This window comes from Nonomuraea sp. NPDC004186, from assembly GCF_053603495.1.
Window position 1 is genome coordinate 1 of sequence record NZ_JBSGFQ010000190.1, and the last position, 16,761, is coordinate 16,761.

The window sequence follows — 16,761 nt, forward strand, 5'->3', positions numbered from 1 at the left end:
GCCCCGTCACCGGGGCGCACGTCTCATCCACGGCGCCGACCTCAGCCACCCCAGTCACGCGAAGTCGTAGCCGAGCCGGACGGTCACCGTGAGGGACTGGCGGCCGGGACTGATGGAGGCGCTGGTCTCGGCCACCGCGGCGGCCATGGTGATGGGCTGGGGGCCGCCTCCCCTGACGTCCTCGCTCACCGAGACCACCCGGCCCAGCGGGCGCCCGGCCAGCTCGGCGTAGTGGGCGGCCTTGGCGGCGGCGTCGCGGAAGGCCCGGGTACGCGCCTCCCTCAGGACGCCCGACGGGTCCGACACCTCGAACGCCAGGCCGTTCAGCCGGGCCTCCTCCCCCACCCCGGCGACCGTGTCGATGACGTGGTCGGCCCTGGACAGGTCGCGGACGATCACCTCCACCCCCTGGACCGCCCGGTAGGCGGCCACCTTCGGGTAGACCTCGTACTCCGGGCCCAGCGACAGCTCCACCGTGCGCACGTCCTGCGCGGCGATGCCCTCCCGGGCCAGGGCCTCGGCCAGCCGGGCGGCGGCGGCCCGGACGGCGGTGAAGGAATCCGCGGCGGAGGCCCGGCGGACCTCGACGCCCGCGTGCAGCCGCAGGATGTCGGGTGCTGCCAGGACGGCGCCCTCGCCGACGACGGTGATGTCCACGCCTACTCCCTCGAACGGGTCCCGCATCGATCCTAGAACGCTCGGCGTCATCCCGCCCGGCCGATGCCCGGCGCGCCCAGGACGGCCTCCGCGACCGCCCCGGGATTCTCGAGCTGGATCTGGTGCCCGCATTCCGGCAGGCGTACGAGTGTGGCGGACAGGGCCCCGGCCAGCCGCGCGTGGCCCAGCTCCCGCCCACCGGCGCTGATCACGGTGACCGGCACGCCGGGGAACTGCGTCTCCTCCCGCACCCGCAGCAGGTCGGCGACCATGTCGCGACGGGCCAGCCACTCCCCCGCCGCCGCGGCGAGCACCTTGCCCGTGCGGTAGACGCCGTACGGGTCGGGCACGCCGACGAGCAGCCGGTGGGCGGCGGGCCCGGCGAGGCGGGCCACGGCGGTCGCGCCCCACGTGCCGCCCAGGGCGGGCAGCCACTGGCCCGCGGTCCTGGCCGGCGCGGACGGCTTGCGCTCCGTGACCGGGGCCGGATCCACCAGGACGAGCTTGGCCACGCGCAGCGGGTGCAGCCTGGCGAACGCCTCCGCGTGCCAGCAGGCCACGCCGTGGGCGACGACGGTCACCTGCTCGGGATGGGACGGGGCCAGCGCGGCCAGGCGGGCCACCTCGGTGTACAGGGTGGGCGGGGCGGTCGCGTGCGGGCTGAGGCCGAGGCCGCAGCGGTCGAAGCGGATGACGTGGCGGGTCCCGGCCAGCAGCCCGGCCACCGCGCCCCAGTGGAACCAGGCGCCCCCGAGCTCGGCCGTGATCAGCACGACGGGCCCGGCGCCCTGCTCGACCACGTGCGGCCCGGCGTATCCGCCGTCGTGATCGACCGCCTCGGCCGTGATCGGCGGGACGGGCGGGTCGTCGGTGATGAGCAGGTGGACGGCCACGTACACCAGCCAGACCGCGAACAGCGTGAGCTGCGCCCGGTGGGCCAGCCCCACCCCGTGCCGGTCGGCGAGCGCGGCGGCGGTGAGCAGCGTGGCCGCCAGCCCCAGCCACGTGAACAGCCACGACACCCATGACCGCCAGCGCGCGCTGAGCAGCACCATCGCGGCCAGCAGGGCGGCCGTGCCCAGCGCCCCGGCCAGTTGATGCAGGTGGTGCGCGGACGACACGACCCGCCGCCCGCAGTACGGGTCGCTCAGCGTGGCGCAGTCCAGCGGGAACAGCCCGGCCGCGAACGTGAACACCCCGAACGCCGCCAGCGCCAGCCAGGCCTGCCACTCGCGCGCCACCCTCGGCACGAGCGCCACCCCGGCCGCGCAGGCCAGCCCCGCCAGCGCGTCGCTGGTGCGGAACAGCCGCGTCCACGGCTGGTCGCGGGCGGCCAGCTCGCTGACGTACCCGTCGGTCCTGTCGACCTCCGGCGTGGTGAACTGGCCGGTGATCCACGCACTGCCCAGCACGGCCGCCACGATGAACGCGGAAGCCGCGAGGACGTACAACCTTCGCTCCACGTGATCATTAGATCACCCAGGGTGTCCGGTCAGAGGCCGGGCGCGCCCCAGACCGGGAACCATCGGCCGAGATCCTTCTCCAGCGGCAGCTCTCCCTCGAGAGCGCCCCTGACCTGCAGTTCGAGCGCGTTGTCCCGCCTCTGGCCGGCGAGCGGGGCGAACGGGTAGAAGGTCCCGCGTTTGTAGAGGTACACGAGGGCCAGGCGGCGGCCGTCGCCTTCGGACCGGAACGACACCAGCGAGCACAGCAGCGACGGCCCGAACCCGGCCGACTCCAGCGACGAGTTGACGGCGTGCAGCTCGGTGACCAGGTCGCCGAGCGCGTCGGGCTCGCGGCGCACCAGGAGCCAGGTGTACCCGTAGGAGTCGCGCGACTCCTCCACGCGCTCGCCGAGCAGCTCCTTGACGTCGCGTTCCAGCGTGGCGAACGCCCCGCCCTCCGCGGCCCTGAAGGCCACCGAGCCGAGGCCCGTGGGCACCAGCCCGGTCGCGGCCTGCAGCGTCACGGCCGCCGACGGCAGCGCGAACAGCGCGTCGAGGTTGGGCTTGACCGGCTTCGACCGGCCGAGCAGGGCGTCCAGCCAGCCCATGCCGAGGCTCAGCCCCTTCCGAGCTGCCGGGAGATGTCCGACAGCTGTGCCAGCCGCCGTTCGAGCGGCGGGTGGGTGGAGAACAGGTTCGCCAGCGTCTGGCCCGGGGCCGCCGCCGGGGCGAAGTAGAAGGCGTTGAACGGCGCCGCCTCGCGCAGGTCCTGGGTCGGGATCCTGGCCATGTCGCCGGTGATCTTGACCAGCGCGCTCGCCAGGGCCGAAGGGTGCTGGGTGAGCAGGGCCCCGGCGCGGTCGGCCGCCAGCTCGCGGTAGCGCGACAGGGCGCGGGTGAGCAGGAAGCTGATCGCGTACACGATGACGGAGACGAGCAGGATGATCAGCCCGACGGGCACCCCGCCCTGGTTGCCGTTGCGGCGGCCGCCCAGCCCCGCGTAGAGGGCGAACCTGGTCATCAGCCCCGCCACGATGCCCAGGAACGAGGCGATCGTCATGACGGCGACGTCGCGGTGGGCGACGTGCGACAACTCGTGCGAGAGAACCCCTTCGAGCTCCTGGGGCTCCAGGCGGCGCAGAATGCCGGTCGTCACGCAGACGACGGCCTTCTTCTGGTTGCGGCCGGTGGCGAACGCGTTGGGGACGTCGGAATCCGCGATCGCCACCCGCGGCTTGGGCATGTCCGCGAGCGCGCACAGCCGGTCGATCATGCCGTGCAGCTCGGGAGCCTCCTGTGGCGAGACCTCCCGCCCGTGCATCGCGAACAGCGCGATGCGGTCGGACAGGAAGTACTGCACGAACAGCAGGCCCCCGGCTATCACCAGCACGCTCAGCGCCCGTACGCCCAGGGCGATCAGGACGCCGATGAACACGACGTAGAGCAGCCCGAGCAGGAACATCGTCACGACCATGCGGGTGGTCAGCCCGCGGTCGGACGCGAACCGCGTACCCACGGCTCAGCCCGGGATGAGGCCCTGGTCGCCCAGCATCTCCCGGACCTCCTCGATCGAGGCGTCCGCGGGGGGAAGGATCAGCTCTGACGGCTCAAGGCTGTCGTCGGGAAGCGCCTTGCCCACCTGGCGCACCTTGTCGAGCAACGCGTGCAGCTTCGTACGGAAGATCGGCTCGTCGCCGACCTCGATGGCCGCCTCGAGCTCGGTGTCGAGCTCGTTGAGCACCGCGATGTCGTCGGCGGAGATCTGTACCTGGCCTTCGCCCATGATCCTGACAATCATGCCGGCTCCCCAGGCTGACGAAGCTGCTGGGTCCCGCCGTGCTGCTGCGGCTGCGCCTGGGGCTGGGCCTGCTGCTGCGGCTGGCCCTGCTCGATGGCGCTCTTGGGCGCGGGGCCCTGGCCCAGCTCGGCCTTCATCCTGGCCAGCTCCAGCTCGACGTCCATGCCGCCGCCCATGCGGTCGAGCTCGGCCTGGATGTCGTCGCCGCGGGAGCCGGTGTAGTCGTCGAGCGCGCCGCTGGCCAGCAGCTCGTCGATCGCGCCGGCGCGGGCCTGCATCTGCGCCGTCTTGTCCTCGGCGCGCTGGATCGCCAGGCCGACGTCGCCCATCTCCTCGGAGATGCCGGAGAAGGCCTCGTTGATCCGGGTCTGCGCCTCGGCGGCGGTGTAGGTGGCCTTGATCGTCTCCTTCTTCGTACGGAAGGCGTCGACCTTGGCCTGCAGCCGCTGGGAAGCCGTGGTGAGCTTCTCCTCCTCGGCCTGCAGGTTGTCGTGCTGCAGCTTCAGGTCGGCCATCTGCGTCTGCAGATTGGAGCGACGCTGCAGCGCCTCGCGGGCGAGGTCCTCGCGCCCGACGGACAGCGCCTTGCGGCCCTGCTCCTCAAGGCGCTGGGCCTGCTTCTCGAGGCCGGTTACCTGGAGCTCGACCCGCTTACGCGACGTGGCGACGTCGGCCACACCCCGGCGCACCTTCTGCAGCAGCTCGAGCTGCCGCTGATAGGAGTAGTCAAGGGTCTCGCGCGGATCCTCCATCTTGTCCAAGGCCTTGTTGGCCTTGGACTTGAAGATCATCGAAAGTCTCTTCATCACGCTCATGCGCGTCGGCCGTCCCCTTCTAGGTCGTGCTGGTGTTCACCCAATGCAGCGCAGCCGCCTTGGGATTACCCTACGCATAACGCACGAGGGCGTCACTAAGTTGCAGTCCAGGTAGGGTTGACGTCGTGTTGCGACGCCGTTCCCAAACCTCCGTGGACGACACCCCCGTCCCCGATGACGATCCTAAGCCCCAGGGTAAAGGTCGTCCCACTCCCAAGCGCCGTGATCAGGAGAGCAAACGGCGCCAGCCGGTCCATGCACCGAAAGACCGTAAAGAGGCCTATCGGCAGATGCGGACCAAGCAGGCTGCCGAGCGCGACAGGGCCCGCCAGGGCATGCTCGCAGGTGACGAGCGGTATTTTCCTGCTCGTGACAAGGGCGCAGCGCGCAAGTTCGCGCGTGAGTGGGTCGATTCCCGGCGGCTGCCGAGCCAGTATTTCCTGCCGTTCTCGCTACTGATCCTGCTGGCGACGTGGATTCCGTGGCCCATGTCGATCCGCACCGCGGTGCTGGGATACACGGTCACCATCGGCTGGCCGATCATGATGATCGGCGTGCTGTTCACCTCCGTCTACGTGGCGTGGAAGGTGAAGCGCCTGGTGGCGGAGAAGCTGCCCCAGGAGAGCACCCGGGGCGTGGGCTTCTACGCGGCCATGCGGGCGCTGCAGATCCGCAAGCTGCGCTTCCCGCCGCCCACGGTGCTGCCGGGCGGCAAGCCGGTGCCCAAGAAGTAGCCGTCCCCGGCCTCCGGGGACGGCTCGCTCACAGAGCGTCGGACCAGCGGAGCAGGCCGCCCTTGACCGTGGCCCGCGCCCCGAACATGGGGCGGCCCTTCTCCAGCGCGTCCGCCATGTCGCGCAGCATCGCGTGGTACGAGGGCCAGATCGGTTCCGGCCCCACCATCGACGCCACCACGTGGCCGCTGTCCGCGTCGACCTCGATCAGGGTGCCGACGCGGATCAGCCGGCCGATCGGGTCGCCCCTGCCGACCCGCGCGGCGCAGCTCTCCCGCCACTGGTCGCGGATCTCGCGCACGCCGAGCACCCGCTCCTCGCCGAAGCTGAAGCGGGCCCCGGGCGGGCCGGACATGCCGTTGTGGCGCAGCAGCGAGGCCCTCAGGTCGTCGGGGAACTCCAGGCCCGTCTGGGCCTCGGCGAGCGCGACGGTGCCGGCCCTGCCGGGGGCGCCCAGCGAGGCGTACGTCCGGGGCGCGTGCTCCCGCAGCCACCGCTCGATGCGCCGCCACTGCCGGTTCACCGCCGCCCGCACGCGGGGGCTGATCGGGCGTACCGTCGCCTGACCGCTCAACATGCACGCGGCCGGGATGCCCGGAGGCGGCGCCGGGGCCGTGGCGACCGGCGTGGGCGCGACAGGCGTGGGTGTGGGCGCCGGGCTCTTTCCGTCGGCGCCCATCGTCACGCCCATGACCGACTGCTGAATCTGGTGGACGGCCGACCGCACCTCGGACGCCGCCTGCGGCCCCGTGGGGATGAGGGCGGCGCCCAGTGCCAGCGCCACCACTCCCGCGATGGCGACCCACGCCAGGCCCATCCGCGCGTGTGCGACCGCCTGCGGGGCCGGGGGCGCGGGCGGCTTGACGGGCATCCGGGCGCGGCGGCGCAGCCGTACCCCGATCGCGGTCAGGATGGCCGCCGTCAGCGCCAGCCGTACGAGCTTCAGCACGTCGCGCACCCTATCCCGAAACCAATCACCCCATGGACCGGGATTAAGGTCGGATCCATGGAATTCCGACACCTCGGTCGTAGTGGTCTCAAAGTCAGCGAGATCAGCTACGGAAACTGGCTCACCCACGGCTCCCAGGTCGAGGAGGACGCCGCCAAGCAGTGCGTGCAGGCGGCGCTCGACGAGGGCATCACCACGTTCGACACCGCGGACGTCTACGCGGCGACGAAGGCCGAGGAGGTGCTCGGCCGCGCGCTGAAGGGCGTGCGAAGGGAGTCGCTGGAGATCTTCACCAAGGTCTACTGGCCGACAGGCCCCGGCCAGAACGACCGCGGCCTGTCACGCAAGCACATCACCGAGTCCATCAACGGCTCGCTGCGCCGCCTGCAGACCGACTACGTCGACCTGTACCAGGCGCACCGGTTCGACTACGAGACGCCGCTGGAGGAGACGCTCAAGACGTTCGACGACCTCGTACGCCAGGGCAAGGTCCTCTACATCGGCGTCAGCGAGTGGAGCGCCGACCAGATCGCCCAGGCGCTGAAGATCGCCGACGAGATGGGCTTCGACCGGATCGTCTCGAACCAGCCCCAGTACTCGATGCTGTGGCGGATCATCGAGGGCGAGATCGTGCCGCTCAGCGAGAAGGAGGGCATCGGCCAGATCGTCTGGTCGCCCATCGGCCAGGGCGTGCTCACGGGCAAGTACCTGCCCGGGCAGCAGCCGCCGGAGGGCTCCCGGGCCACCGACGGCAGCGGCAGCGCCATGATCGCCCGGTTCATGAACGACGACGTGCTGACCCGCGTCCAGGAGCTCAAGCCGATCGCCGCCGACCTCGGGCTGAGCATGGCGCAGCTGGCCGTCGCGTGGGTGCTGCAGAACCCGAACGTCTCCAGCGCCATCGTCGGGGCCAGCCGCCCCGAGCAGGTGCGTGACAACGTCAAGGCCGCGGGCGTGAAGCTGGACGCCGACGTGCTCAAGCGGATCGACGACGTGCTGGACCCGGTCGTGGAGCGCGACCCGGCCAAGACGCAGAGCCCGCGCACCCGCCCGTAATCCGTCCCCACCCGAGAAACAGCCCCTTGAGCCACAATGGCGCTCAAGGGGCTTTTCATTTACCGCAGATCACTCCTGGCGCAATGACAAACCCGTGTACTCCACGCGGTCCTCTTCGAGCAAGGCCACCTGCTCAACTCCCGATTCGAGCAGGTCACGCCAGTTCTCGCCAAGCCAGGACTCCGCGTCCGCCTGGCTCGGAAAAACTTCTCGCGGCAAGGGGCGATCCGTTACCTCACCACCATTTGCATTTTCATAACGCCACCGCCATGTCATGCCATACGCTCCTTTTCCGCGGGTTCGCCGGCGCACCCTCCGCAGGCACTGGAACCCTACTCCCGAGCTTGGAGGTCAATCGATGCTGCGCGCGTATCGTGTTGCGGCCGGGGTCGCCCTCGGGGCGGCCGCCTTCCTCTCGCTCCCCTCCTCCGCTCTCGCCGACCCCGGGGTCCCGCGGACGTGGAGCGCGTGGCAGAGCGACGGGACGGCCTGGCTGGCCGTGACGGCCGACGCCGCCCCGCCGGACGGCTCCGTCATCGGATGGCGCTTCTCCGTGGCCCCGGACGGGGCGAGGGGCGAGTCCCCCGGCGGGGACCTGCCGTCGTTCCAGGCGGTGTGCGGCCGGGACGCGGCCGGGTCCGGGCACAAGCGCGTGGTGGTCGCGGTGGACTTCGGCGACGGGGAGGCCGACGCCTACCCCGGCGAGCGGACTCCCGGGCAGAGCGCGCCGAAGTGCGTCGCGGGCGCCGAGGACGCCACCGCCGCCCAGCTCCTCGCCTCCACCGCCAAGGTCCGGGTGAACGCCCAGGGAGCCGTCGTGGCGGTCGCGGACTATCCGTTCAGGGAGAGGGGCGGCACCGACCTGGCGGCCGCCGCCGCGTCCGCCGCGCCGTCCGGGAGCGGCCTGCAGATCACGCTGGTCGCGGCCGGCGCGGGCGCCATCGCCCTGCTGGCGGGCGGCGCCGTGGCGGCCACCCGCCGCCGCTCCAGGATCCGCGTCTGACCTGGAACGTTCCATCCATCCGGCCGCCCCAGGACGCTACGCTCGGCGCGGTGAAAATCCTTGTCTCCGGTACGGCGGGCGGCGCGGGATGGCCGGAGCCCGGCTGCCGGTGCGCCTCGTGCGCCGGGCTCCCGTCCGGCCACCGACGCCCGTTCGAGCTGGTCGTGGACGGCGTGGCCCGCTTCCCCTTCGACGATCCGCCGAGCGGCTACCGGGCCTGCGCGGGCGGGCTGGGGCTGGCCGGCCCCGACGGCTCCCGGCTGCTCTGCCTCCCACAGAGCCTCCCACGGGGCCGGCCGGTGCCGGTGGACGGGCCCGCCGGGTACGACGTGGTGCTGATCGACCTGCTCGACCGGCCCGAGCGGCTGGGGGAGCTGCGGCGGGCGGGGCTGGCGGACGACCGGACCGCGGTGGTGGCCGTCGGGCTGGACCATCGGGTCCGCTCGGAGGAGGAGCTGGCCAGGCGCCTGCGGCTGTGGGGCGCGTCGGCCGTTCCCGACGGGACGGTGCTGGAGACCGGCCTGGCGCTCCCCGGGACGGCCATCGGGAAGCGGCCCGGCGACGGTGGCGCGACGGCGCCGTGGCGGACGTTGCTGCTGGGCGGGTCGCGGTCAGGGAAGTCGGCCGAGGCCGAGCTGCGGCTGGCGGCCGAGCCGTACGTCACCTATGTGGCCACCGGCCCGAGCGGCGCGGGGGACGGCGAGTGGGCGGCCCGCGTGCGGGCGCACCGGGAGCGGCGGCCCGCGCACTGGGCCACCGTCGAGACCGCCGACCTCGTCTCGGCCATCGGGCAGGCCACCGCGCCGCTGCTGATCGACGGGCTCGGGACGTGGCTGACGGCGGTGTTCGACGAGCACGGGGCCTGGGAGGGCGACCGCGCGCCCGTCCGCGAACGCTGCGACGAGCTCGTGGCGGCCTGGCGGCAGACACCCGTGCGCCTCGTGGCGGTCTCCGACGAGGTGGGGATGGGTGTGGTGCCCGCCACGCCGAGCGGGCGGGCCTTCCGGGACGCGCTCGGCCGTCTCAACGAACGCCTCGCCGCCGAGTCCGAGTACGTGGCGCTGGTGGTGGCGGGGCGCCTGCTGGAGCTGTGACCGCTACGGGCGGACGGCGCGGGCGTACCAGCGGCCGTCGAGCCGGTCCACGTGGAGGGGGCGGCCGAAGCACTCCGAGAGGTTGTCCGGGGTGAGCACCTCCTCCACCGGCCCCGCGGCCAGCACCCTGGCGTCGCGCATGAGCATCGCGTGGGAGGTCGTCGCCGGCACCTCCTCCAGGTGGTGCGTCACCGTCACGGTGGTCAGAACGGGCCGGGTCGTGGCCAGGTCCTCGACGGCGGTGATGAGGTCCTCCCTGGCCGGCAGGTCGAGCCCCGCGAACGGCTCGTCGAGCAGCAGCACCGCCGGGTCCGCCATGAGCGCCCTGGCCACCCTGATCCTGGCCCGCTCCCCCTGCGAGCACACGCGGAACGGCCGGTCCGCCAGGTCCTTGCACCCCAGGTCGGCCAGCAGCCGGTGGGCCCGGTCGCGCTCGCCTTCGCCGTACTTGTCCCACAGAGGAACGCTCGTCCCCGTGTGCCCCGTGAGCACCACGGTGTGCGCGGTCGCGCCCTCCTCCTCCATCAGCTCCTCGTCGATCAGCCGCTGGCTGGCCGCGACCAGGCCGATGTGGCGGCGCAGCTCCCGCACGTCCACCCGGCCGAGCTTGTGGCCGAGCACCTTGACCGCGCCCTCGCTGGGATGCCGGACGGCGCCCGCCAGGGAGAGCAGCGTCGTCTTGCCCGCGCCGTTGGGGCCGAGGATCACCCAGTGATCGCCGTAGTCCACCTGCCAATCGACGCCGTCCAGCAGCGCCTTGCCGACAACTCGGACACCTACGCCTTCGAGTTCAACCACGTGCATCCCGCCACACTAGTGGGCCTACGATCGTCCGATATGCGCCTTCCGCATGGCCTGTCATTGGCGATCGGCACTCTCAGCGTCTTCCCGGTCCGGGTCGAGCGGGTGGACCGGGAGGTCGCGGGGCGGGCGATGACGCTGGCCCCGGTGGTCGGGCTCGCGCTCGGGCTGGTCGCCGGGCTGCCGTTGTTCCTGCCCGGGCCGCCGCTGCTGGGGGCGGCGCTGGCGGTCGGGCTGCTCGCCGTACTGAGCCGGGGGCTGCACCTGGACGGGCTCGCCGACCTGGCGGACGGGCTGGGCAGCGGCAAGCCGGCCGCTCAGGCGCTCGACATCATGAAAAAGTCGGACATCGGGCCGTTCGGCGTGATGACGCTGGTGCTGACGCTGCTCGTCCAGGTCGCCGCGGCGGCCGGAGCCGGATACGCGGCGCTGGTGACGGCCTGCGTGGCCGGGCGGCTGGCGCTGACCTGGGCCTGCCGGGCGGGTGTCCCCGCCGCCCGGCCCGACGGGCTCGGGGCGATGGTCGCGGGCACGGTACGCCGCCCCGCCTCTTTGCTCGTCACCCTGGCCGCCCTCCTCGGCACCGCCGCCGTCTGCCTGGGCCTCGCCAGGGAGCCCGTGTTGCCGCTCGGCCTGGTCGCCGGGCTCGGAGCCGCCCTGCTGCTGCTCGGGCACGCGCGGCGGCGCCTCGGCGGGATCACCGGTGACGTGCTGGGGGCGCTGGTCGAGACGGCCACGGCCACCACGTTGGCGGTCTGCGCCATCCTCGGCTGAGCGCCCCCCGAGATCAGGAGGGTGAGGCGACCGGCTGCGGCACGCGTACCGGATAGAAGCGGAGCAGGGCCGCGCCGACGATCGCCATGAGGGCCCAGCCCACCAGGCCGGTCAGGCCGGCCAGCACCTCGTTGGGCGGCGCGGCGGCGTCGCCGAGCAGCAGGACGGACTGGGCGACGGCGTTCAGCGAGCCGTGGGCCACGACGGCCGGCCACACGCTCCCCGTGCGCAGCCGCAGCCACCCGATCAGCACCCCGAACAGGACGCAGAACCCCACGAAGAACAGCGCCGCCCAGGAGCTGAGCCGCTGATAGTTGTAGCCCAGGAGGGTGAGGGGGGCGTGCCAGAGGCCCCAGATGACGCCGGTGTAGACCAGCCCGAGGAGCATGCCGTTGGTGGAGACGAGCCGGGGCAGCAGCCAGCCCCGCCAGCCCCACTCCTCCCCGAGCGCGGGGATCGCGTTCAGCACGGGCCCGGCGACCACAGCGATCCCGATCTGCAGCACGACCGCCGTGGTGAGGCTCTCGGGCACGCCCACGCCCTGGGCCCGCAGCACCGCCCTGAACAGGCTGAACTGGTCGAGATCCAGCGAGAACAGCCCGACGGCGGCGCTGAGGAGCGCCGCCAGGAGCAGCAGCAGCGGCACCCCGAGCCAGGCGGTCAGGATGAGAAGGCCCGTGCGCCCCTTTCGCTCGCCCAGCGTGAGCCCGGTCTGCCTGGCCCATTCGCGGAACGGCGTGCGCGTGACCGCCCAGACGCCGAGCACCCCCACCGACGGGGTGAACATCATGACCGTGGCCAGCGGCCGCAGCAGCGGCGAGCCGATCCCGCCGGCGAACCAGAGGGGCAGCGCCGCCGCCCACGAGAGCCCGAAGGCCAGGACGATGAAGATGAGGAGAGGTCGTTTCATTGCTCCACTCGCTCCGCGATGAGGGCGTTGATGAGGGATGCGCCGCGTTCGGCGTCGTCGATGCTGATCGCGAGCCGGCCGCCGGAACGGTAGCGGATGACCAGGCACTCGCCGCCACGCAGCATGATGGTCGAACTGCCGGGCAGCCCGCGGATGCCCCAGCCCCCGACCTGGGCCGGATGGCGCGTCTCCGACCAGGCCGACTCGATCCGCGACAGAGGGATCCTGCGCGCCGGCCAGCCGAGCGGCCCGAACTGGACCACCATCCGGCCGTCACCGACCTGCACGGACACGGACGAGGTCAGCACTCCGGCCGCCAGCACGAGGACGAGCCCGGGCAGGACCGACGTCGCCTGCCCGCCGGGCACCAGACCGGTGACGTAGAGCAGGCCCAGCACCAGGATGGCGGCCAGGGCGGCGACCGGGAGCAGCGCCAGCCACCGGTTGGCGGCGTGGCCGACCCACACGGTGCGCCGGCCGGGCCTGAGCCGCAGGAGGGGCGGGATCCGGTGGGCGGAATCCTGGTCGGCCCCGCCCCTGCGCAGATAACCCACGAGGACGGCGACGCCGGTCCCGGCCGCGATGACCGCGAGGACCTGCCAGCCGGGCAGCCGGGCCGCCGCCCAGTCGGGCGCGTCGAGGTTGGCGAGCACGGTCGTGACGTTGGCGCCGAGCGCGAGCGCGCCCAGGCCGAACAGCCCGCCCCACCACACCGTCCGGCTCGGCCTGCGGGCCGTGGCCCGCTCGGCCGCGGCGAGCGCGACCAGCCAGAGCACCGCCCAGAGCAGGAACGTGACCACGATGTACGTGGTCAAGGACATCGACCGGGAGGCCAGGCCGCCCAGGCCCCATCGCGTGGCCAGGGGGTCGGGCAGCCGGTCGCGCAGCGCCAGCGGCAGCCCGATCTGCGCGGCGAGGATGAACAGCCCCCATATGACGGCGGTGATTCGGGGATTCACGGCAGGTCCTCCAGTATGGCGATGAGGTCGTCGCGGCCGTAGCCGTACTTGCGGGCCTCGTCCAGCAGCTCGCGCGCCCGCTGCGCGAGCAGGGCGCGACCGTCGGCGCGCCCCGCCACGCTGACCCCACGGCCCCGCCTGAACTCCAGCAGCCCCTCGTCCCGCAGGTCGCGCAGCGCGCGCAGCACGGTGTTGGGGTTGATGCCGAGCACCTGGGCCAGGTCACGGGCCGGCGGCAGGCGGTCGCCGGGCCGGTAGGAGCCTTCTCCGATGGCGCGGCGGATGGCGCCGGCCACCTGCTCGTGCAGGGGCCGGGCGTCGTTGAGATCGAGCGTCAGCAGCATGATGCTAATGACACTAGCACCATTCCGCGTGACTCGCGATTGGTAGGATGAACCCCTGTTTGTGAGTACGCAGAAGACCTGGATAGCATCGGTTTACGTGACCACTGTGCGGCTGAACTCAGCAGATCCAGTCTCCATCGCCACCGACGCGTTGATCGTCGGCTTCAGGTCAGGACAGGACGGCCCACGCGCCGCCACGGGCGCCGAGTCGCTCGAGGCCGCCTTCGGCGGCAAGCTCGCCGACTCCCTCCGCGCCGTCGCCTTCACCGGCAAGGCCGGCGAGGTGGCCAAGCTTCCCACGTTCGGCGCCATCGCCGCCCCGCTGCTGGTCGCGGTGGGTCTGGGCGACTCGCCCGACGCCGAAGGCCTGCGCCGCGCCGCCGGCGCCGCCGTACGGTCGCTCGCCGGCACCTCCAGGGCCGCGCTCGCCCTGCCCACCGGCACGCCCGAGGAGACCGAGGCCGTCGCGCTCGGCGGCCTGCTCGGCGCGTACGCCTTCGCCCGTTACCGCACGAACGGCGAGCAGAAGGCCCCGGTCGCCGAGCTCACCGTGGTCTCGGGCCAGCCCGACGGCGTCGCCGAGCGCGCGGGCGTGCTGGCCGACTCGGTCGCCCTGGTCCGCGACCTGGTCAACACGCCTCCGTCCGACCTGTGGCCGGCGAAGTTCGCCGAGATCGCCGAGCAGGAGGGCGACAAGGCCGGGCTGAGCGTCGAGGTGCTCGACGACAAGCAGCTCAAGGACGGCGGCTACGGCGGCCTCATCGGCGTCGGCCAGGGCTCGGCCAACCCGCCGCGCCTGGTCCGCCTCTCCTACACCCACCCCGAGGCCGGCAAGCGACTGGCGTTCGTGGGCAAGGGCATCACGTTCGACTCCGGCGGCCTCTCGCTCAAGCCGTCGGCCTCGATGGACTGGATGAAGTCCGACATGGGCGGCGCGGGCGCGGTGCTCGGCGCCATGATCGGCATCGCCCGGCTCGGCCTGCCGGTCAACGCCGTCGGCTACCTCTGCCTGGCCGAAAACCTGCCGAGCGGCACCGCCCAGCGCCCCTCCGACGTCATCCACAGCTACAGCGGCAAGACCGTCGAGGTGCTCGACACCGACGCCGAGGGCCGCCTGGTGCTCATGGACGGCATCGCCAGGGCCGCGCAGGACGAGCCCGACCTGATCGTCGACGTGGCCACGCTCACCGGCGCGCAGATCGTCGCGCTCGGCTGGCGCACGGCCGGCGTCATGGCCAACGACGACGCCGCCAGGGAGCTGGTCGTCGAGGCCGCGAAGGCGGCGGGCGAGGGCGCGTGGGGCATGCCGCTCCCGGAGGAGCTGCGCAAGGGCCTCGACTCGCCGATCGCCGACATCGCCAACCTCCAGCCGGAGCGATGGGGCAGCATGCTGGCGGCGGGCATCTTCCTGAAGGAATTCGTGCCCGACGGCGTGCGCTGGGCCCACATCGACATGGCCGGCCCCGCCTTCAACAAGGGCGAACCGTACGGTTACACCCCGAAGGGCGGCACGGGTGCCATCACCCGTACCCTCATCGGACTCGCAGAGCGGCACGCGAGCATCTGAAACAAATGAAAAGATGACGGCATCACGAACACCCCGACAAGGAGCCTTCCTGTGGCCTATGACATCGTCGTCCTAGGTGGCGGCAGCGGCGGTTACGCCTGCGCGCTTCGGGCGGCTGAGCTGGGCAAGTCGGTCGCGCTGATCGAAAAGGACAAGATCGGCGGCACCTGCCTCCACAGGGGATGCATCCCCACGAAGGCCCTGCTGCACTCCGCCGAGGTCGCCGACGAGACCCGCGAGAGCGAGTCCTACGGCGTCAAGGCGCGCTTCGACGGCATCGACGTGCAGGGCGTGCACGCGTTCAAGGACAAGATCGTGACGCGGGCCTGGAAGGGCGTGCAGGGCCTGCTGAAGTCCGCGGGCGTGACGATCGTCGAGGGCGAGGGCCGCCTGGTCGGCCCCAACCGGATCCAGGTGGGCTCGGAGGTCGTCGAGGGCCGCAACCTCGTCCTGGCCACCGGCTCGGCGCCCAAGTCGCTGCCGGGCCTGGAGATCGACGGCGAGCGCGTCATCACCAGCGAGCACACCCTGAAGATGGGCCGCGTGCCCACGTCCGTCATCGTGCTGGGCGGCGGCGTGATCGGCGTCGAGCTGGCGAGCGTCTACCGCTCGTTCGGGGCCGAGGTCACGATCGTCGAGGCGCTGCCGCACCTGCTGCCGACCGAGGAGGAGTCCAGCTCCAAGCTGCTGGAGCGGGCCTTCCGCCGCCGCGGCATCAAGTACGAGCTGGGCGTCTTCTTCGACACCGCCAAGACCACCGAGACGGGCGTGGTCGTCACGCTGGCCAACGGCAAGACCCTCGACGCCGAGCTGCTGCTCGTCGCGGTCGGCCGCGGCGCGGTGTCGGCGGGCATGGGCTTCGAGGAGCAGGGCATCGCCATCGAGCGCGGCGCGGTCGTGGTCGACGAGCACTGCCGGACCTCCGTGCCCGGCGTCTACGCCATCGGCGACCTCATCCCGACCCTGCAGCTCGCCCACGCGGGGTTCGCGGAGGGGATCATGGTGGCCGAGCACATCGCCGGCCTCAACCCGCCGCCCATCGACTACGCGGGCGTGCCGCGCATCACCTACTCCGACCCCGAGGTGGCCTCGGTGGGGATCACGTCGGCGCAGGCGGCCGAGCGCGGCATCGAGATCGTCGAGCAGGTCTACGACCTCGCGGGAAACCCCAAGAGCCAGATCCTCGGCACCTCGGGCGCCGTGAAGGTCATCGCCCAGAAGGACGGCCCGGTCGTCGGTGTCCACATGGTGGGCCGGCGCATCGGCGAGCTCGTCACGGAGGGGCAGCTGATCTACAACTGGGAGGCGCTGCCCGCAGAGGTCGCCCAGCTCATCCACGCACACCCGACCCAGTCCGAGGCCATGGGTGAGGCGATGCTGGCCCTGGCCGGCAAGCCGCTGCACGTACACAACTAGTCCAAGCCCTCGAGATCAGAACGCGAGAGAAGAATAACGATGCCGGTCTCCGTACAAATGCCCCAGCTCGGCGAGAGCGTGACCGAGGGCACCGTAACCCGTTGGCTGAAGAAGGAGGGCGAGCGCGTCGAGGCCGACGAGCCGCTCCTCGAAGTGTCGACCGACAAGGTCGACACCGAGATCCCGTCGCCGGCCGCGGGTGTCCTCACGAAGATCGTCGTGGCTGAGGACGAGACGGTCGAGGTCGGGGCCGAGCTCGCCGTCATCGACGAGAAGGGCCAGGCGGCCGCCCCCGCCCCGGCGCCCGAGGCGGCGGCGGCCCCCGCGCCGGCTCCGCAGCCCGACCTGACCGGCTCGGACAGGGGGATCATGCTCGTGGCCCGCCACAGCCACAGCCCGTCGACGGCCAGCTGGGCCAGGAGCAGGTCGATGTCGCGCG

20 protein-coding genes are annotated in these 16,761 nt (G+C 72.3%); 8 read left to right on the forward strand and 12 right to left on the reverse strand.

The genetic code is table 11. The annotated features are described in order from the left end of the window. Positions 1–54: 54 nt before the first annotated feature. Genes ACWEPL_RS61710 through ACWEPL_RS61735 form a run of 6 tightly spaced genes read right to left on the reverse strand, consistent with a single transcriptional unit; the run spans position 55 to position 4,715 of the window. Positions 55–657 carry an SIMPL domain-containing protein gene (locus tag ACWEPL_RS61710; protein ID WP_363963410.1) on the reverse strand — a complete coding sequence of 201 codons (603 nt, stop codon included), beginning with the start codon at positions 655–657 and terminating at the stop codon, positions 55–57. 47 nt (positions 658–704) lie between these two features. Further along, the gene (locus tag ACWEPL_RS61715; protein WP_452442246.1) at positions 705–2,120 is read right to left on the reverse strand and encodes an alpha/beta fold hydrolase; all 1,416 of its coding nucleotides are present in this window, start codon (positions 2,118–2,120) and stop codon (positions 705–707) included. A gap of 29 nt (positions 2,121–2,149) precedes the next feature. Beyond that, positions 2,150–2,710 carry a PspA-associated protein PspAB gene (gene pspAB, locus ACWEPL_RS61720; RefSeq protein WP_452442247.1) on the reverse strand — a complete coding sequence of 187 codons (561 nt, stop codon included), beginning with the start codon at positions 2,708–2,710 and terminating at the stop codon, positions 2,150–2,152. Positions 2,711–2,718: 8 nt separating this feature from the next. Beyond that, positions 2,719–3,618, reverse strand: a complete 900-nt coding sequence (gene htpX / locus ACWEPL_RS61725; protein WP_452442248.1) for a zinc metalloprotease HtpX — start codon at positions 3,616–3,618, stop codon at positions 2,719–2,721. 3 nt (positions 3,619–3,621) lie between these two features. Then, positions 3,622–3,900, reverse strand: a complete 279-nt coding sequence (pspAA, locus tag ACWEPL_RS61730) for a PspA-associated protein PspAA (RefSeq protein WP_185072836.1) — start codon at positions 3,898–3,900, stop codon at positions 3,622–3,624. Next, positions 3,897–4,715, reverse strand: a complete 819-nt coding sequence (locus ACWEPL_RS61735; protein ID WP_363963402.1) for a PspA/IM30 family protein — start codon at positions 4,713–4,715, stop codon at positions 3,897–3,899. The genes pspAA and ACWEPL_RS61735 overlap by 4 nt, the downstream gene beginning before the upstream one ends. A 152-nt stretch (positions 4,716–4,867) precedes the next feature. Here ACWEPL_RS61735 and ACWEPL_RS61740 point away from each other — a divergent pair, with 152 nt between their 5' ends. Then, positions 4,868–5,449, forward strand: a complete 582-nt coding sequence (locus ACWEPL_RS61740; protein WP_357729227.1) for a DUF3043 domain-containing protein — start codon at positions 4,868–4,870, stop codon at positions 5,447–5,449. 28 nt (positions 5,450–5,477) lie between these two features. Here the strand turns inward: ACWEPL_RS61740 and ACWEPL_RS61745 are convergent, their stop codons facing one another. Next, a complete protein-coding gene (locus tag ACWEPL_RS61745) occupies positions 5,478–6,398 on the reverse strand; it encodes an SMI1/KNR4 family protein (protein WP_363963400.1) in 921 nt (306 codons plus the stop codon). Positions 6,399–6,455: 57 nt separating this feature from the next. Here ACWEPL_RS61745 and ACWEPL_RS61750 point away from each other — a divergent pair, with 57 nt between their 5' ends. Beyond that, complete coding sequence (locus ACWEPL_RS61750; protein WP_350728858.1) at positions 6,456–7,454, forward strand: aldo/keto reductase family protein; 999 nt, start codon at positions 6,456–6,458, stop codon at positions 7,452–7,454. 69 nt (positions 7,455–7,523) lie between these two features. On the opposite strand, the gene ACWEPL_RS61755 is transcribed toward ACWEPL_RS61750, so the two are convergent. Beyond that, on the reverse strand, positions 7,524–7,730 hold the full coding sequence (locus tag ACWEPL_RS61755; protein ID WP_185072832.1) for a hypothetical protein: 207 nt from the start codon (positions 7,728–7,730) through the stop codon (positions 7,524–7,526). An 82-nt stretch (positions 7,731–7,812) separates the two neighbouring features. Here ACWEPL_RS61755 and ACWEPL_RS61760 point away from each other — a divergent pair, with 82 nt between their 5' ends. Together ACWEPL_RS61760 and ACWEPL_RS61765 are read left to right on the forward strand one after the other, a co-directional pair. Next, positions 7,813–8,457 (forward strand): SCO2322 family protein, encoded by a 645-nt coding sequence (locus ACWEPL_RS61760; RefSeq protein WP_452442249.1) that lies wholly within the window; start codon positions 7,813–7,815, stop codon positions 8,455–8,457. Between the two features lie 50 nt (positions 8,458–8,507). Next, positions 8,508–9,551, forward strand: a complete 1,044-nt coding sequence (locus tag ACWEPL_RS61765; RefSeq protein WP_452442250.1) for a bifunctional adenosylcobinamide kinase/adenosylcobinamide-phosphate guanylyltransferase — start codon at positions 8,508–8,510, stop codon at positions 9,549–9,551. 3 nt (positions 9,552–9,554) lie between these two features. On the opposite strand, the gene ACWEPL_RS61770 is transcribed toward ACWEPL_RS61765, so the two are convergent. Beyond that, positions 9,555–10,355, reverse strand: coding sequence for an ABC transporter ATP-binding protein (locus ACWEPL_RS61770; protein WP_350728852.1), 801 nt, complete (start codon positions 10,353–10,355; stop codon positions 9,555–9,557). Positions 10,356–10,388: 33 nt separating this feature from the next. Between ACWEPL_RS61770 and ACWEPL_RS61775 the strand changes: the two genes are divergently transcribed. Then, a complete protein-coding gene (locus ACWEPL_RS61775; RefSeq protein WP_350728851.1) occupies positions 10,389–11,126 on the forward strand; it encodes an adenosylcobinamide-GDP ribazoletransferase in 738 nt (245 codons plus the stop codon). A 13-nt stretch (positions 11,127–11,139) separates the two neighbouring features. Here the strand turns inward: ACWEPL_RS61775 and ACWEPL_RS61780 are convergent, their stop codons facing one another. The 3 genes from ACWEPL_RS61780 to ACWEPL_RS61790 are packed head-to-tail and all read right to left on the reverse strand — an operon-like array spanning position 11,140 to position 13,339. Beyond that, positions 11,140–12,036: a CPBP family intramembrane glutamic endopeptidase gene (locus tag ACWEPL_RS61780; RefSeq protein ID WP_363963391.1), complete on the reverse strand. Its 897-nt coding sequence runs from the start codon at positions 12,034–12,036 to the stop codon at positions 11,140–11,142. Beyond that, positions 12,033–12,995 (reverse strand): hypothetical protein, encoded by a 963-nt coding sequence (locus tag ACWEPL_RS61785; protein ID WP_452442251.1) that lies wholly within the window; start codon positions 12,993–12,995, stop codon positions 12,033–12,035. The genes ACWEPL_RS61780 and ACWEPL_RS61785 overlap by 4 nt, the downstream gene beginning before the upstream one ends. Further along, entirely contained in the window at positions 12,992–13,339 is a 348-nt protein-coding gene (locus ACWEPL_RS61790) for a GntR family transcriptional regulator (protein WP_185072825.1), read from the reverse strand. Before ACWEPL_RS61790 ends, ACWEPL_RS61785 begins: the two co-directional genes overlap by 4 nt. Positions 13,340–13,436: 97 nt before the next feature. On the opposite strand from ACWEPL_RS61790, the gene ACWEPL_RS61795 reads away from it, so the two are divergent. From ACWEPL_RS61795 to ACWEPL_RS61805, 3 genes are all read left to right on the forward strand, one after another. Then, on the forward strand, positions 13,437–14,906 hold the full coding sequence (locus ACWEPL_RS61795) for a leucyl aminopeptidase (RefSeq protein ID WP_350728845.1): 1,470 nt from the start codon (positions 13,437–13,439) through the stop codon (positions 14,904–14,906). Between the two features lie 51 nt (positions 14,907–14,957). After that, positions 14,958–16,322, forward strand: a complete 1,365-nt coding sequence (gene lpdA / locus ACWEPL_RS61800) for a dihydrolipoyl dehydrogenase (RefSeq protein ID WP_364255809.1) — start codon at positions 14,958–14,960, stop codon at positions 16,320–16,322. A gap of 39 nt (positions 16,323–16,361) precedes the next feature. Next, positions 16,362–16,761: biotin/lipoyl-containing protein (locus ACWEPL_RS61805; RefSeq protein WP_452442252.1), on the forward strand; the 400-nt coding region annotated here is incomplete at its 3' end.

What these genes read in the sequence shown, in the direction of transcription:
- pspAB (WP_452442247.1), bottom strand. Translation starts at nt 2,710, where the DNA reads ATGGGCTGGCTGGACGCCCTGCTCGGCCGGTCGAAGCCGGTCAAGCCC.
- pspAA (WP_185072836.1), bottom strand. Translation starts at nt 3,900, where the DNA reads ATGATTGTCAGGATCATGGGCGAAGGCCAGGTACAGATCTCCGCCGAC.
- ACWEPL_RS61735 (WP_363963402.1), bottom strand. Translation starts at nt 4,715, where the DNA reads ATGAGCGTGATGAAGAGACTTTCGATGATCTTCAAGTCCAAGGCCAAC.
- ACWEPL_RS61750 (WP_350728858.1), top strand. Translation starts at nt 6,456, where the DNA reads ATGGAATTCCGACACCTCGGTCGTAGTGGTCTCAAAGTCAGCGAGATC.
- ACWEPL_RS61755 (WP_185072832.1), bottom strand. Translation starts at nt 7,730, where the DNA reads ATGACATGGCGGTGGCGTTATGAAAATGCAAATGGTGGTGAGGTAACG.
- ACWEPL_RS61760 (WP_452442249.1), top strand. Translation starts at nt 7,813, where the DNA reads ATGCTGCGCGCGTATCGTGTTGCGGCCGGGGTCGCCCTCGGGGCGGCC.
- ACWEPL_RS61770 (WP_350728852.1), bottom strand. Translation starts at nt 10,355, where the DNA reads ATGCACGTGGTTGAACTCGAAGGCGTAGGTGTCCGAGTTGTCGGCAAG.
- ACWEPL_RS61775 (WP_350728851.1), top strand. Translation starts at nt 10,389, where the DNA reads ATGCGCCTTCCGCATGGCCTGTCATTGGCGATCGGCACTCTCAGCGTC.
- ACWEPL_RS61780 (WP_363963391.1), bottom strand. Translation starts at nt 12,036, where the DNA reads ATGAAACGACCTCTCCTCATCTTCATCGTCCTGGCCTTCGGGCTCTCG.
- ACWEPL_RS61790 (WP_185072825.1), bottom strand. Translation starts at nt 13,339, where the DNA reads ATGCTGCTGACGCTCGATCTCAACGACGCCCGGCCCCTGCACGAGCAG.